Annotated in this window: 14 protein-coding genes; 12 read left to right on the top strand and 2 right to left on the bottom strand. The window is 64.7% G+C overall.

Annotated elements, in window-relative coordinates:
- Positions 1 to 42: 42 nt before the first annotated feature.
- The 4 genes from E3374_RS05885 (at position 43) to E3374_RS05870 (ending at position 3,376) form a co-directional block, all read left to right on the top strand.
- Positions 43 to 1,023, top strand: coding sequence for an NAD-dependent epimerase/dehydratase family protein (locus E3374_RS05885; RefSeq protein WP_136688088.1), 981 nt, complete (start codon positions 43 to 45; stop codon positions 1,021 to 1,023).
- A gap of 38 nt (positions 1,024 to 1,061) precedes the next feature.
- Complete coding sequence (locus tag E3374_RS05880) at positions 1,062 to 1,559, top strand: MogA/MoaB family molybdenum cofactor biosynthesis protein (protein WP_136688087.1); 498 nt, start codon at positions 1,062 to 1,064, stop codon at positions 1,557 to 1,559.
- 66 nt (positions 1,560 to 1,625) lie between these two features.
- On the top strand, positions 1,626 to 2,108 hold the full coding sequence (gene moaC, locus E3374_RS05875; RefSeq protein WP_136688086.1) for a cyclic pyranopterin monophosphate synthase MoaC: 483 nt from the start codon (positions 1,626 to 1,628) through the stop codon (positions 2,106 to 2,108).
- Between the two features lie 59 nt (positions 2,109 to 2,167).
- Positions 2,168 to 3,376: a molybdopterin molybdotransferase MoeA gene (locus E3374_RS05870; protein ID WP_136688085.1), complete on the top strand. Its 1,209-nt coding sequence runs from the start codon at positions 2,168 to 2,170 to the stop codon at positions 3,374 to 3,376.
- Between the two features lie 29 nt (positions 3,377 to 3,405).
- On the opposite strand, the gene E3374_RS05865 is transcribed toward E3374_RS05870, so the two are convergent.
- The gene (locus E3374_RS05865; protein WP_248299401.1) at positions 3,406 to 3,585 is read right to left on the bottom strand and encodes a DUF2061 domain-containing protein; all 180 of its coding nucleotides are present in this window, start codon (positions 3,583 to 3,585) and stop codon (positions 3,406 to 3,408) included.
- Positions 3,586 to 3,837: 252 nt separating this feature from the next.
- Between E3374_RS05865 and E3374_RS05860 the strand changes: the two genes are divergently transcribed.
- Together E3374_RS05860 and E3374_RS05855 are read left to right on the top strand one after the other, a co-directional pair.
- The gene (locus E3374_RS05860; protein ID WP_136688083.1) at positions 3,838 to 5,697 is read left to right on the top strand and encodes a molybdopterin biosynthesis protein; all 1,860 of its coding nucleotides are present in this window, start codon (positions 3,838 to 3,840) and stop codon (positions 5,695 to 5,697) included.
- The gene (locus E3374_RS05855) at positions 5,684 to 6,307 is read left to right on the top strand and encodes a molybdenum cofactor guanylyltransferase (RefSeq protein ID WP_136688082.1); all 624 of its coding nucleotides are present in this window, start codon (positions 5,684 to 5,686) and stop codon (positions 6,305 to 6,307) included. Before E3374_RS05860 ends, E3374_RS05855 begins: the two co-directional genes overlap by 14 nt.
- A gap of 292 nt (positions 6,308 to 6,599) precedes the next feature.
- Here the strand turns inward: E3374_RS05855 and E3374_RS05850 are convergent, their stop codons facing one another.
- Positions 6,600 to 7,295 carry a helix-turn-helix domain-containing protein gene (locus tag E3374_RS05850; protein WP_169051783.1) on the bottom strand — a complete coding sequence of 232 codons (696 nt, stop codon included), beginning with the start codon at positions 7,293 to 7,295 and terminating at the stop codon, positions 6,600 to 6,602.
- Positions 7,296 to 7,535: 240 nt separating this feature from the next.
- Between E3374_RS05850 and E3374_RS05845 the strand changes: the two genes are divergently transcribed.
- The 6 genes from E3374_RS05845 to narH are packed head-to-tail and all read left to right on the top strand — an operon-like array spanning position 7,536 to position 14,281.
- Entirely contained in the window at positions 7,536 to 8,111 is a 576-nt protein-coding gene (locus E3374_RS05845) for a hypothetical protein (protein WP_136688080.1), read from the top strand.
- A complete protein-coding gene (locus E3374_RS05840) occupies positions 8,104 to 8,727 on the top strand; it encodes a QcrA and Rieske domain-containing protein (protein WP_136688079.1) in 624 nt (207 codons plus the stop codon). Before E3374_RS05845 ends, E3374_RS05840 begins: the two co-directional genes overlap by 8 nt.
- The gene (locus tag E3374_RS05835) at positions 8,727 to 10,202 is read left to right on the top strand and encodes a cytochrome b (RefSeq protein ID WP_248299400.1); all 1,476 of its coding nucleotides are present in this window, start codon (positions 8,727 to 8,729) and stop codon (positions 10,200 to 10,202) included. The genes E3374_RS05840 and E3374_RS05835 overlap by 1 nt, the downstream gene beginning before the upstream one ends.
- Positions 10,195 to 10,380, top strand: a complete 186-nt coding sequence (locus tag E3374_RS05830; RefSeq protein WP_136688078.1) for a hypothetical protein — start codon at positions 10,195 to 10,197, stop codon at positions 10,378 to 10,380. Before E3374_RS05835 ends, E3374_RS05830 begins: the two co-directional genes overlap by 8 nt.
- Complete coding sequence (locus E3374_RS05825; RefSeq protein ID WP_136688077.1) at positions 10,377 to 13,232, top strand: nitrate reductase subunit alpha; 2,856 nt, start codon at positions 10,377 to 10,379, stop codon at positions 13,230 to 13,232. Before E3374_RS05830 ends, E3374_RS05825 begins: the two co-directional genes overlap by 4 nt.
- Positions 13,232 to 14,281, top strand: coding sequence for a nitrate reductase subunit beta (gene narH, locus E3374_RS05820; RefSeq protein ID WP_136688076.1), 1,050 nt, complete (start codon positions 13,232 to 13,234; stop codon positions 14,279 to 14,281). Before E3374_RS05825 ends, narH begins: the two co-directional genes overlap by 1 nt.

Below are 14,281 nucleotides of genomic sequence, written 5' to 3'. Positions count from 1 at the left end.
CGGAGCGACATGGGTTTGTCTCGTCCGCCCCTGTTCTCTGCCATGGACAGCGCACTCGTCATCGGCGGCACGCGGTTCATCGGTCGCCACACTGTCGAGGAATTTCTCGATCACGATTACGACGTGACGGTGTTCAACCGCGGGAACCACGACAATCCCTTCGCCGGAAACGACCGCGTCGATCACGTCCGGGGCGACCGGACCGACGACGCGGCGCTCGAACGGGCCCGTGAGACGGTCGCCCCGGACATCGTGATCGACTGTGTGGCCTATCACCCGCGGGACGTCCGCGTCGCGACCGACATCTTCGCCGACGTCTCGGCCTACGTTTACGTCTCCAGCGGTGCGTCCTACGGTGCCGAGCGCGTCCCCAAGCGCGAAGACGAGACGCCCCTGGAACCCTGCGACGACGAGCAGGCAGTCGACGACTCACCGCGAACCTACCCCAACAGGAAGGCAGCGGGCGATCGTGCGGTCTTTTCGGCCGCCGGGAACGGCGTCAACGCGATGGCCGTCAGGCCGACGGTCGTGTACGGTCCCCACGACTACACCGAGCGCTTGGACTACTGGTTGCATCGGGTCGCGGAGTACGACCGCGTCGTGGTCCCGGGCGACGGCCTCAGTCTCTGGCAGTTCGCCTACGTCGAGGACGTCGCGAGCGCCCTCCGGATCGTCGCCGAGCGGGGCGAAGCCGGCGAGGCTTACAACGTCGGCGACCGCCACGTACCGACACTCGGCCAGTGGATCGAGCTGATCGCGGACGCGATGGATCGCCCCGTTACCCCCGTCGGCGCCAGCGCCAACGAACTCGCCACGGCCATGCTCGCGCCCGAGGAGTTCCCCCTGTATCGTGACAGTCCTCACCTATTATCGACGGAAAAACTTCACGCGCTCGGGTGGGAGTCGACGCCACACGAGAAGGCGCTCGCAAAGACAGTCACGGAACATCGCAAAAGCGGTCGGACCGGCGAGGACGAGGGACCGGATCGGGAGAGCGAAGAGATACTTCTCGATCCGATCTGAGCGGCGACCATATAACGTAGGCACCCGATCGTGCTCGCATGAGCCACCATCACGATCACGACATCAGTGAGGTCGGGATTGCACTCATAACGATCTCCACGTCCCGTACGCTCGAGAACGATTCGGCCGGCGACGCGATCGCCGCGGCAGTCGAGGACGCAGGTGCCACCGTCGTCGAGCGTCGACTGATCGAAGACGACGCCGACGCGATCGAGGCCGCCCTGTTGGGACTGGTCGACGCGCCCGAAGTCGACGCCGTCGTGACCACCGGCGGGACGGGAATCACACCCGACGACGTGACGATCGACGTTGCCAACCGTGTTCTGGAAATCGATCTCCCGGGCTTCGGCGAGGAGTTCCGACGCCGTTCCTTCGAGGAGGTCGGCACGCGGGCGATGGCGACGCGAGCGACTGCAGGTGTGCTGGCTGGCGTCCCGGTGTTCTGTCTCCCCGGCAGCGAGAACGCCGCCCGGCTGGGTATCGAGGAGCTGATCCTCCCCGAGATCGCCCACCTCGTCGCGATGGCGACGCGATAACGTCCGCGCGCTTTCTACTGATCATTGGGCGGAACTTACAACATCCCGAGGGCCGACCAGCCAGTCATGACCGAGGAGTTCACACACGTCGAGGACGGTGCGGCCGACATGGTCGATGTCGGTGAGAAACCCGCATCGAAGCGCAGAGCAGTCGCCGAGGGGGAGATCGTCCTCACGCCGTCGACGATCGCGGCAATCCGGGGAGACGAGATCGGCAAGGGCAACGTTCTCGCGACGGCCCGGGTCGGCGCGATCCAGGCTGTCAAGCACACCTGGGAGACGATCCCGCTGTGTCATCAGATTCCGATCACGAACGTCGACACGACGTTTACAATCGAAGACGCTGTAGTACATTTTCGCGTCGCGGTCGAGACGACGGGACAGACAGGCTGTGAGATGGAGGCACTGGAGGGTGTGACGACTGGTCTGAACGTCGTCTGGGACATGGTCAAGGCTAGCGAGAAGGACGACGACGGCTCGTACCCCGAGACGACGATCCGGGACATCCGGGTCGTCGAGAAGACTGTCAAATCGACTGCTGAATCGTAATCCTGCGACGGCGGTCGTCGTTCCGGCCGGTTTTTGATCCGTCGGGCCCCACTGTGGGTATGACCCACGATCACGCCACGGGGTTCGGATCGGTGACGCGCCTGGCGGACGCACGCGAAAAGTTACTATCGGTCGTCGAACCACACGGACCCACCGGGCGAGTCGAAGCCGCCGACGCCCTCGGTCGTGTACTCTCCGGGACAGTCGACGCCGAGCGACCCGTCCCGCACTTCGAACGGGCGGCGATGGACGGCTACGCCGTCCGGGCAGCGGACACCCACGGCGCATCCGAGCGCTCCCCGCGACGCCTCGATCCGACGACCGACGACATCGCGAGTGGCGAGGCAGTCCGGATCAACACGGGGCAACCGCTGCCCGAAGGTGCGGACGCCGTCGTCATGATCGAGGATATCACCGAGCGCGACGGAGTGATCGACGTCACGAGCGCGCTCGCGCCGGGCGAGAACGTCTCGCCGGTCGGCGAGGATGTCCCGGAAGGGCGGAGACTGTTCGATCCGGGTCGGCGACTCGATCCGGCCGACATCGCACTCCTCCGGGCCACGGGTGTCGGCTCCGTCGTGGTTCGCGACCCACCGACCGTCGGCGTGATCCCGACCGGCGAGGAACTCGTCGAAGGCGACCCGGACCGTGGCGAGATAGTCGAGACCAACGGGACGATGGTCGCGGGCCTGCTCGAACAGTGGGGTGGCCAGGCGAGCAAGGGGGGGATCGTCACCGACGACTTCGATCGATTGGCCGACGCGATCCGGACGGCCGCCGAGACTGACGACCTGGTCGTCACGACGGGCGGCTCATCTGTGGGTGATCGCGATCTCTTGCCCGATGTGCTGGAGTCGGTCGGCGAGTTGTACGTCCACGGAGTGGCGATCAAACCGGGCCACCCTCTCGGCTTCGGCGTGGTCGGGGGAACGCCGATCCTGGCGTTACCGGGTTATCCCGTCTCCTGCATCGTCGGCGCGACGCAGTTGCTCCGTCCAGCGATCGCCCGTGCCGGTGAGTTCGAGCCGGCGCCGATCCACACCCGGGAAGCGGAACTCACAGGGAAGATCGCCAGCGAGCCAGGCGTCCGGACGTTCGTGCGCGTCGTCGACGCCGGGGAGGGACGGGTCGAGCCGCTCCGAGTCGCGGGCGCCAGCGTCCTCTCGAGCATCACCGACGCCGACGGCTGGGTCGTCGTTCCCGAATCCGTCGAGGGATACTCGGCGGGCGAGACGGTCACCATCGAAGCGTGGCGCTGGACCGATTGAGCCTCCCCGAACTGAACGTCGGGAGTGGCCTATTCCTCGACTCCCCAGGCGATCCGATCCCAGCGGCGCTCGTAGCCGTAGGATGTCCCGGTCTTGACGACATTTGTCACGAGACCGATGCTCAATGCCTGATCGACCTCCCCGGTCACGGCCAATGCCACGCCGATCGTGATCAGGATCACCACGAGTCGATAGAGGAGGGTCTTCACGACCGCGTGATATCGGTTCTGTAGTGCTCGTCCCCGGAAGATCGAAGGACCTGTCAGAACTGTCGATGAGGGTCAGTCCCGTTCGAATCTGTCGGTGAACGTTTTCGATCTCGCCGTTTGCGGCCGGAGGCGGGCCTCGACAGTACTCGCCCACGTTCCAGACGAGAGCGGACCGTTATCCGGGTTCGGAGTGTCCGGTCGAAGGGCGTGGCTGTCGAGGGACTTTTTCGTGGCTCCACCGTATGCCAGCCAATGACTGATCGACGCGAGATGCGTGAGCTGGCGTCACCGGAACGTGCACGTGAGGCGATCGCGGGCTTCGAGTCGCCCGCCGGGACGGAATCGATTCCGGTCGATCGGGCGAACGGTCGCGTACTCGCTGAGTCAGTCGATGCGGCCATCGACGTGCCGGGGTTCGATCGGGCGAGCAAGGACGGTTATGCCGTCCGGGCGAGCGATACGACCGCAGCGAGCGAGGTCGATCCAGTCGAACTACGGATCGCCGGACGGATCGACGCTGGCGAGGAACCGGACGATCGCGTCGACCCGGGGACGGCGATCGAGATCGCGACCGGCGCGGTGCTTCCCGACGGCGCCGACGCCGTCGTGATGGTCGAACGGTGTGAGCAACGAGGGGAGACCGTCGCGGTCGAGAGAGCACTGGCCCCGGGTACGAACGTGATGGTCGCGGGCAGTGACGTGGCTGCCGGCGATCGCGCGCTGGACGTCGGGACGCACCTCGCCCCACGGACCATCGGGCTACTGGCGGCGATCGGTCGTGAGACGGTCTCCGTCCGATCCGAGCCGACCGTCGGCGTCCTGCCGACCGGCGACGAACTCGTCGCGCCCGGCGACGAACTCGCTCCCGAGGCAGGGGAGATCTACGACGTGAACGGGACGACAATCGCGAACGCGGTCCGAGAGGCCGGCGGCGATCCCGTTCGGTACGGCATCCTGCCTGACGACGAAGGTGAAATGCGGGACACCCTGTCGCGTGCGGCAGCGGAGTGTGATCTGTTGTTGACTGCCGGCTCGACCAGCGCGGGCAGGGGCGACGTGCTCTACCGCCTCGTCGAGGCCGACGGCGAGTTGCCCATCCACGGCGTGACGATCAAACCCGGAAAGCCGACGATCGTCGGCCGCTACGAGGAGACGGCGCTGGTGGGACTACCCGGGTATCCCGTCTCCGCGCTGTCGATCTTCCGGCTGTTCGTCGCGCCGACACTCCGAGAGTGGGCCGGGACCGAACGCGAGACGACGACCCTGACGGGCCGCTTGGCCGTTTCCGAACGCTATGACGAGGGTCGCCACCGTGCCGTACCGGTCGGCCTCGTCCGGGATGGGGCGGGTGACCTGCTGATCTACCCGGTCGATCGGGGCAGCGGTGCGACGACGAGCCTGGCCTACGCCGACGGCGTCGTCGAGATGGCCGCCGACACGCGACGGCTCGACGGCGGCGAGACCGTCACCGTCGAGTTGTTTTCGACGGCCGATCGCCCGCCCGAACTGCTCGCAGTCGGCGAACGTGATCCCGGATTTCTGACGGCTATCGAAGGGATCGAGCGGACGCGCTATCGGACCCCTGGATCGGTGGGCGGGGATCGGTGGCTAGCCGACGGAATCGCCGACGTGGCCGTCCTCACCGGCGACCCGCCCACGGGGCCGGCCGTCGAGACGCTCGGCCGCTGGACCCGAGAGTGGGGACTGTTGCTCGCCGATGAGGTCGACGTCGAGAGCGTCGTTGCCCTTGCAGACGGGGACTATCGGTTCGTCAATCGCAGTCGCGACTCGGGCTTGCGGGATGCGTTCGAAGCCGCCATCGACCGTTGTGAGGATCCCCCAGCGGTTCGGGACGGGATCACCGGCTATGGCGTCGAGACCCAGGGTATCGAGAGTCCTGCCAGGCGGATCGAACGGGCAAGCGCAGATGCAGGACTCGGATTAGCGACGACCGCCGACCGACGTGATCTCGGATTCCGGCGACTCGGCGCTCAGTCCGTGAGTATCGTCGCCGCGTCCGATCGAGTCGACAAACCGACCGTGACTCGTCTCGCCGAACGTCTCGACGATGAGAGGCTGTTCGAGGGACTGACTGGGTATGCCGTCGATTGAGAACGCGGGGGCGATCGTCTTGGCCGGCGGCCGGAGTCGTCGGTTCGAGGGTAGTGAGAAGGCGCTGGCGACGGTCGGGAACCGGACACTCCTCGCGCGCGTCGTGGACGTCGCCGGAGCGGTCACCGACAGGACGCCGATCGTTGCCGTCGCGACGACCGAACAACGGGAGACCTACGCCGACGTACTGGACGCACCGGTCCGGTTCGTGATTGACGTTCCCGAACGGGAGGGACCGCTCGCCGGATTGTCGAGCGCCGTGGGGGCGTCCGATGCCCGGTGGTCGCTCGTCCTCGGCTGTGACATGCCCCTGGTCGACGAAGCGACGATCGAGTGGCTCGCCGAGAAGCGGACCGGAGAAACCGACGTGGTCGTCCCGCGGACTGCGGACGGACTCCACCCACTCCATGCCTGGTATCAGCGGGAAGCAGTCGCGAACGTGCTCGAAGCTGACCGATCTGAACGGAGCCTGCACGCGCTGGTCGACCGACTCTCCGTCGTGGTCGTATCGGCCGAGGGATCACCGGAAGACGTCGATCTCGAGCGCTCGGTGAAAAATGTCAACACGCGAGCGGACCTGGCAGCGGCGCGAACGCTGTTCGAGGATTGACCAAAGTGCCACGACTATCGGACGGAGGCCCCCTCGGAGCCAACCTGTTCGCTACAGGGCTTTTCGTGGGAGAGTTAGTCACTCCGACCACGTCCCGAGCGAGCGGCGATGAGAACGTCGATCCGGACGCAGTCGCGCGCCGGTTGTGCGAGCGTGCCGAGCGAGACGACTCGGCACTCTCTCCCACGGCGTCGACCCTTTTCGCCGTCGAGGGCAACGGATGTTCCACGGACGCAGCGGAGAAATAACCGCGAGAACCGGCCGTCCCGACCGAGCAGTGATCAGCGCCGGTTCACTGCCGCTCTTTGGGGGAGCCCTGCCTCGAAGTTGCGTCCGATCGACAGTTCGAGTTCTCCAGTAGCCTTTCGAGGAGTTTGCGTTGGGCGGCCGCGAGGTGCTCGGTGAATGTGGGTGTGGCGACCCCGAGTTCGTCCGCGATCACCTCAGCACTTGCATTCCGTGGATACTCAAAGTAGCCCATCTCGTAGGCGGTCTCAAGCACCTCGCGCTGGCGGGTAGTCAGATCTTCCGGATCGGTGACCCACAGCCGCCCCTCGTCGTCCTCCGGCGGCGCTCTGAGAAGTTTCCCCACTTTGACCCCGTCCTGGGCCTCCCGCAACGTCGAGACGATCGCCCTGATCCCGTCGAGATCACGGGCGAGCACAGTCACAAACAGCGTTCCGTCCACAACCTGTACGTCACGAACAGTACAGCCTTCGCGTTCGATACACTCACAGACACAACCCTTTCCTTGCGGTCGGGGGAGTCGATAGATGGTCCGTCTGTCGTCCCGGAAGATCGCTGTCGCATCGCCGAGTGTGGCCGGACGATCGCCTTCCCGAACCGTGAACTCGTCGTGGACGCGCCCCTCAGCGTCCGGGACGACACTCCGGGAAACCGACGAGACCGGCCCGCAGTCGCGGGAGGCCGCGGCCACGTCACAGCGGTGTGGGTCCTCGACGACGAGTTCCGCCCGAATCCCCTCCATTATGTCATATACAACCGGACTGCCTATATTTCGTTTGGCCCGAACTGGTTCGGGATATCCCCTGTGACTACATATAAAGCTCTCCCCGAACATATTTCACAATTATCCAACATAAAACCCCTCAGCGTTGAGGGTCCCACGCTATGGAGGACAACCACCATCGTCTAGAGGACCGGCGTCTCCACCCTACCAGTTTCCTCAGTCGCTGGTGGTGGGACGCCTCAGCACACAGTGATCATCATGAAACGGTCCACACTCGTCATCGCGGTCGTGGTACTCGCCGTTCTCCTGCCGATGTGGTTCGTGGCGTTGCACGGCGAGCCACCCGCCGAAGAGATCGCGATCGATCACAGCGTCTCCGACATGCAGCCACTGGAGGGGCTGATCGATACGCCGAACAAACTATCACCTAGCCAGGTCGGGGTGATTGTCTGGGTCGTCCTGCTCGCCCTCGTCGGCGTTCTGGCCGGAGCTCATCAGTTCATGAACCGGGCGGTGAGACGCTCGAATCCGGGTGATTCCCCCTCGCTCCCAGATGGGGTACTCCCCTGGTTCGAGACCGAGGATCGCTGGCTCGTTGCCTACGAAGACGCCCCCGATTCGATCGAGGGTCTGGTCGCGATGGCCGGGCTAACGGTGCTCGCGATCGCCTTCGCCGCGCTGTTCACCGGCGAGTATCTCACGCTGGCCCGGACCCAGTACTTCGGGCTGTACGCGACCGGATTGTTCACCTCATTGGCCTTGCTCACGGTCGCGTACTACGCCTGGTTCATGCCTCACGTCGCCGTCGCCGAACGGAGGGGTCACGGTGAGTGATGAATGCCCCTGCGAACGGGAGGCGGACGGCCCCGCTCGGCCGAGTATCTATACCGACGACCGAGCCGAGGTCGAACGGCGCGACATCGCCAAACTACTCGCGACCGTGGGCGGGCTCTCGGCCCTGGCTAGCCTCGCCGCGCCGCTTGCGGGCCTCCAGCAGGTCTTCCAGCGCACGTACACCGGCCCGATCTACGGCGACGGGATCCCGCTCGTGGACGGCGAGGGCAACCGAATTACGCCCGACCGTCTCGCCGAGGGCGAACAGCTGACGGTCTTCCCCGAGCCCCGACCGGGCATCGGGGATGCGCCGACGTTGCTTGTCCGCTTCCCCGAGACCAAGTACGGGGATGCGACCGAACTCGCCTACACTGTCGAGGGCTACGCCGCCTATTCGAAGGTCTGTACGCACGCAGGCTGTACGGTCTCCGACCGGGAGGACGACACGCTCGTTTGTCCGTGCCACTACGGGAAATTCGACCCGACGAACGGCGCGACAGTCACGGGCGGGCCGCCACCTCGCCCACTCCCGCAACTCCCCATCACGCTCGCCAGCGAGGGCCATCTGATCGCGACGGGGGACTTCGAGGGATCCGTCGGCGCGGGGGGTGAGTGATGTCCCGGAGCCAGCGCGTCTACGACTGGTTCGACGACCGCCTTGACCTCGACGAGGCCGAGGCGTTCCTCGGGAAGGCCTTCCCCGCCGAGGACTCGTTCCTGCTCGGGGAGGTCGCGCTTTTCTCCTTCGGGATGCTCGTGCTGACGGGTATCTTCCTCGGGTTCTTCTACGAGCCCTCGACGACGGAGATGACCTACGAGGGCAGCGTCGCACAGTTCCAGGGCGACTCGCTGCCGGCGGCCTTTGGCAGCGTCCTCCAGTTGACCTACGACGTGCCTTTCGGCATGTTCATCCGCCGATTCCACCACTGGGCGGCCCACCTCTTTGTCGCCTCGATCGGCCTGCACATGCTGCGGGTGTTCTTCCACGGTGCCTACCGCAAGCCACGGGAGATCAACTGGGTCGTCGGCACCACGCTGGCGATCCTGGCGATGGGGGCGGCCTACACTGGCTACGCGCTGCCGTTCGACGAATTCGCTTCGACGGCGACCGGGATCGGGTACAACATCGCGGGCTCGATCCCGATTCTGGGCGACCCGATCGCTGCGATCGTCTTCGGCGGGGACTTCCCCTCCAGCGCGACGATTCCGCGACTGTACTTCCTGCACGTCTTCATCATTCCTGTCCTGATCGCCGTCGGGCTGGCGGTCCACATGGGCCTGCTCGTCCGACAGAAACACACCGAGTCCCAGCGCGAGAGCGGCGTCGAGCCAGTCACAGGCTCTTCCACACAGGTCAGTGAGGGCCGTGAAACGGTCGATGCCGAGGACGACAGCGTCGTCGTCGGGTTGCCCGCGTTCCCCAATCAGGCCGCGGTCAGTGCCGTCGTGTTCTTCCTCACGCTGGCGACGTTGTCGCTGCTCGCGGGATTCCTGCCCGTCCACAACATTGCTGAATACGGGCCGAACAACCCGGCGGGCACGCCCGCGCTGATCATGCCCGACTGGTTTTTCATGTGGCTCTATGGCTTCCTGAAAGTCCTCCCCTCCTCGCTGGGATTCCACCTCGGGCCGATCGAGATCAGCGCGGAGTTCCTCGGCGGCGTCGCCCTGCCGTCGCTGGTGTTTCTCGCCGTCTTCGCCTGGCCCTTTATCGACCGGCGGCGCGAGAGCGTCCACTTCACGGCCGATCCCTTCGAGCGGCCGGTCCAGACTGGCGTCGGCGTCGCCGGTGTCGTCTTTATCATGATCGCCTCGATTGCGGGCATGAACAACCTGCTCGCAGAAGCGATCGGCACGTCGACCGGCGTCGTCAATCTGCCGCTCCTGCTCGCGATGATACTTGGACCGATCGCCGCATTCGGGATCGTCCACTGGACGATCACTCGTGAACGGGCGGCTGCTGACACGCCGGAACAACCGGACGACGAGGCCGATCAGGCGTCGTCCTCACAACCGGACGATGACACAGCGGAATCACCACCCGAATCTGACAACATGACAGATCCGGTGGAGGTGCCGGAGGATGAGTGAGCATCTCCCCGCGCTGTCCGGACGGACGTATCGACGCGTGGATACGGCGAGTAAACTCGGCGGCATGGCACTGGTGACCGCGGCCCTAGAAGTGGGGCCGACGACCGCCGCCGGAGTCACGCTCGTCGTGATAGGTGCAACACTCGCGACCGCAACCGTCTTCATCGATAACCAATGAGCGACTCCGAACACACGAACGACAGTACAGACGGCCTCTCTCGCCGCGACTTCCTGCTGGGTGCCGGCGCGGCGGGCGTGGTCGGTGCGACCGGCCTGACCGTCGCCGACCAGGCGCTCGACGGCCTCGAAACCGTCGAGGACCCGATCGGGAACTACCCGTACCGCGACTGGGAGGACTTCTACCGCGAGGAGTGGGACTGGGATTCGATCGCCCGCTCGACCCACTCGGTCAACTGTACCGGCTCCTGTTCGTGGGACGTCTACGTCAAGAACGGCCAGGTCTGGCGTGAGCAACAGGCCAACGACTACCCCCGCTTCGACGAAAGTTTGCCTGATCCGAACCCGCGAGGGTGCCAGAAGGGAGCCTGTTACAACGACTACGTCGACGCCGAACAGCGTGTCCAGTACCCGATGCGCCGGACCGGCGAGCGCGGGGCCGGCGAGTGGGAACGCATCTCCTGGGACGAGGCCCTGACCGAAATCGCCGAACACGTCATCGAAGAAGTCCAGGAAGGGCGCTACGACGCCATCTCCGGATTCACGCCGATCCCGGCGATGAGTCCGGTCTCCTTCGCCTCGGGGACCCGGCTGGTCAACTTGCTCGGCGGCGTCTCCCACTCGTTTTACGACTGGTATTCGGACCTCCCGCCGGGCCAACCGATCACGTGGGGCCACCAGACCGACAACGCCGAGAGCGCCGACTGGCACAACGCCGAGTACATCATCGCCTGGGGGTCCAATATCAACGTCACGCGCATCCCCGACGCGAAGTACTTCCTCGACGCCGGCTACGAGGGCGCAAAGCGGGTCGGGGTCTTCTCCGATTACTCCCAGACGGCGATCCACACCGACGAGTGGATCGCCCCCGATCCTGGGACAGACACCGCACTGGCGCTGGGGATGGCCCGTACCATCGTCGAAGAGGAACTCTACGACGAAGAACATTTGAAAGAGCAATCAGACATGCCCCTGCTCGTTCGGGATGACACGGGCAAGTTCCTCCGAGCGGATGAAGTGCCGGACCTCGACGTCGACGCCGACGAGCCGGAGAAAGTCATGGTCATGCAGGACAGGGACGGGGACCTCCGTGCTGCGCCAGGATCGCTCGGTGAACGGGAAGCCAAGTACGACGACTCGCTGTCGATCGAACTCGACTTCGATCCGCAACTGGCCGTCGACGATACCGTCCAGACGACCGACGGGCAGGTCTCAGTCACCTCGGTCTGGAACAACCTCCGGGAGGAACTGGCGAACTACACGCCAGAGTACGTCGCCGAAGAGACCGGCGTCGGCACCGAAACCCACCAGAAGATCGCCCGGGAATTCGCCGACGTCGATCGCGGGAAGATCATCCACGGCAAGGGCGTCAACGACTGGTATCACAACGACCTCGGCAACCGCGCGATCCAGTTGCTCGTCACGCTGACGGGCCACATCGGCCGGAATGGCACCGGCGTCGATCACTACGTCGGTCAGGAGAAAATCTGGACGTTCAAGGGCTGGAAATCACTCTCGTTCCCGACTGGAAGCGTGCGAGGCGTCCCGACGACGCTGTGGACCTACTACCACGCCGGAATCCTGGATAACACTGACGCTGAGACCCGACGGAAAATCGAGGAAGCCGTCGACAAAGGCTGGATGCCGGTCTATCCCGAGGAACGCGAGGACGGCACCCGGCCCGATCCGACGACGATGTTCGTCTGGCGTGGCAACTTCTTCAACCAGGCGAAGGGCAACGTCGCCGTCGAGGAGGTCCTCTGGGACAAGCTCGACCTCGTCGTGGACATCAACTTCCGGCTGGACTCGACGGCGCTGTACGCCGACATCGTCCTCCCGGCGGCCAGCCACTACGAGAAACACGACCTCAACATGACGGACATGCACACCTACGTGCATCCGTTCACACCCGCCGTCGAGCCCCTCGGCGAGGCCAAATCCGACTGGCAGATCTTCAAGGCACTCGCTCAGAAGATCCAGGAGATCGCCAGACAGCGTGACATCGACCCGATCGACGACCGTAAATTCGACCGCCAGATCGATCTTCAGTCCCTCTACGACGACTACGTCCGGGACTGGGTGACCGGCGAGGACGGTGCTCTGGAGGAGGACCGGGCAGCCTGCGAGGCGGTCCTCGAACACTCTACCGAGACCAACCCCGAGGATGGCGGCCACATTACCTTCGCCGACACCGTCGAACAACCCCAGCGCTTCGAGGCCGCTGGCGACCACTGGACCTCGGACATCGAGGACGGCACGGCCTACGCGCCCTGGAAGGACTTCGTTCAGGACAAAGAACCCTGGCCAACCCTCACGGGGCGCCAGCAATACTACATCGACCACGACTGGTTCCTCGACGTCGACGAGCAGTTGCCCACCCACAAACGGCCGGTCGAGACAAACGATCGGAGCGAGTATCCGCTACGGTACAACACGCCCCACGGCCGGTGGTCGATCCACTCGACGTGGCGCGACAGCGAGAAGATGCTCCAGTTGAACCGGGGCGAGCCAGTGGTGTTCATCCACCCTGAAGACGCCCAGCATCGTGGGATCGAGGACGGCGACACCGTCGAGATCTACAACGACCTGGCGACGATCGAGGCCAACGCCAAGATCTATCCGGCCAGTGAACCCGGGACCGTCCGGCACTACTTCGCCTGGGAGCGCTACCAGTACCCGAGCCGGAACAACTTCAACTCGCTGATCCCGATGTACATGAAACCCACCCAGCTCGTCCAGTACCCCGAGGATTCGGGCGAACACCTCCACTTCTTCCCCAACTTCTGGGGCCCAACTGGGGTCAACAACGACGTTCGCTGTGACATCAGGCCCAAAGAGGGGGGTGACGACTGATGGCCCACGACGATGTCGACATCGCAGAGGGGGTCGACCACCAGGTCGCGATGGTGATGGACCTCAACAAATGCATCGGGTGTCAGACCTGCACGGTCGCCTGCAAGACGCTCTGGACCGAGCGGGAGGGCACCGAGTACATGTACTGGAACAACGTCGAGACCCGCCCCGGGAAGGGGTATCCGCGAGACTGGGAAGAAAAAGGCGGCGGCTGGGAGTCCGAGAAACACATCAACCGCTCCGTCGGCGAGATTCCGTCCCAGCAGGATTACGGCGAAAACTGGGAGTTCGACCACGAGGGCATCCTCAAGGAGGGCGAGGACAAGGCCCTCGAACCCGAGAACACGGATCCCGAATGGGGTCCCAACTGGGACGAGGACCAGGGTGCCGGCGAGCATCCCAACAACTACTACTTTTACTTCCCCCGGATCTGCAACCACTGTACGCACCCCTCCTGCGTGGAAGCGTGCCCCCGGAAGGCCATCTACAAGCGTGAGGAGGACGGCGTCGTTCTGGTCGATCAGGAGCGCTGTCGAGGCTACCGCTACTGCGTCGAGGGCTGCCCCTACAAGAAGGTCTACTACAACGCTGTCACGAAGCGCTCCGAGAAGTGCGTCTTCTGCTATCCGCGCATCGAAGGCGAGGGACCCGACGACGAGGTCCATCCGCCGGCCTGCGCGGACCAGTGTACGACGCAACTTCGGTTGGTCGGGTACCTCGACGATCAGGACGGGCCGATCTACAAGCTCGTCGAGCAATACGAGGTCGCACTCCCGTTGCACCCCGAATATCAGACCTCGCCGAACGTCTACTACATTCCGCCTGTCGCCCCGCCACAGCACTCTGAGGACGGCGAGACGGTCGACGTCGAGCGTATCCCGCGGTCGTACCTCGAAGAGCTGTTCGGCGAGCAGGTCAACGATGCCCTGGACACCATCGAGCGCGAGCGCGCCAAGGTCGAACGCGGCGGCCACAGCGAACTCATGGAGATTCTCCAGGACAAGAATCCGGCACAACAGTACCGTTTGGAGGTGTTTGCAGATGACTGA

Source organism: Halorhabdus amylolytica, from assembly GCF_004944975.1.
Taxonomy (GTDB): domain Archaea; phylum Halobacteriota; class Halobacteria; order Halobacteriales; family Haloarculaceae; genus Halorhabdus; species Halorhabdus amylolytica.
Note: the sequence above shows the minus strand (reverse complement) of the source record. Positions and strands in the feature narration are given on the sequence as shown.

Bases quoted from the DNA above. Each gene is read 5' to 3' on its own strand.
- E3374_RS05845 (WP_136688080.1), top strand. From the start codon at position 7,536: ATGAAACGGTCCACACTCGTCATCGCGGTCGTGGTACTCGCCGTTCTC.
- E3374_RS05855 (WP_136688082.1), top strand. From the start codon at position 5,684: ATGCCGTCGATTGAGAACGCGGGGGCGATCGTCTTGGCCGGCGGCCGG.
- E3374_RS05860 (WP_136688083.1), top strand. From the start codon at position 3,838: ATGACTGATCGACGCGAGATGCGTGAGCTGGCGTCACCGGAACGTGCA.
- moaC (WP_136688086.1), top strand. From the start codon at position 1,626: ATGACCGAGGAGTTCACACACGTCGAGGACGGTGCGGCCGACATGGTC.
- E3374_RS05870 (WP_136688085.1), top strand. From the start codon at position 2,168: ATGACCCACGATCACGCCACGGGGTTCGGATCGGTGACGCGCCTGGCG.
- E3374_RS05825 (WP_136688077.1), top strand. From the start codon at position 10,377: ATGAGCGACTCCGAACACACGAACGACAGTACAGACGGCCTCTCTCGC.
- E3374_RS05885 (WP_136688088.1), top strand. From the start codon at position 43: ATGGACAGCGCACTCGTCATCGGCGGCACGCGGTTCATCGGTCGCCAC.
- E3374_RS05830 (WP_136688078.1), top strand. From the start codon at position 10,195: ATGAGTGAGCATCTCCCCGCGCTGTCCGGACGGACGTATCGACGCGTG.
- E3374_RS05880 (WP_136688087.1), top strand. From the start codon at position 1,062: ATGAGCCACCATCACGATCACGACATCAGTGAGGTCGGGATTGCACTC.
- E3374_RS05850 (WP_169051783.1), bottom strand. From the start codon at position 7,295: ATGGAGGGGATTCGGGCGGAACTCGTCGTCGAGGACCCACACCGCTGT.
- E3374_RS05835 (WP_248299400.1), top strand. From the start codon at position 8,727: ATGTCCCGGAGCCAGCGCGTCTACGACTGGTTCGACGACCGCCTTGAC.
- narH (WP_136688076.1), top strand. From the start codon at position 13,232: ATGGCCCACGACGATGTCGACATCGCAGAGGGGGTCGACCACCAGGTC.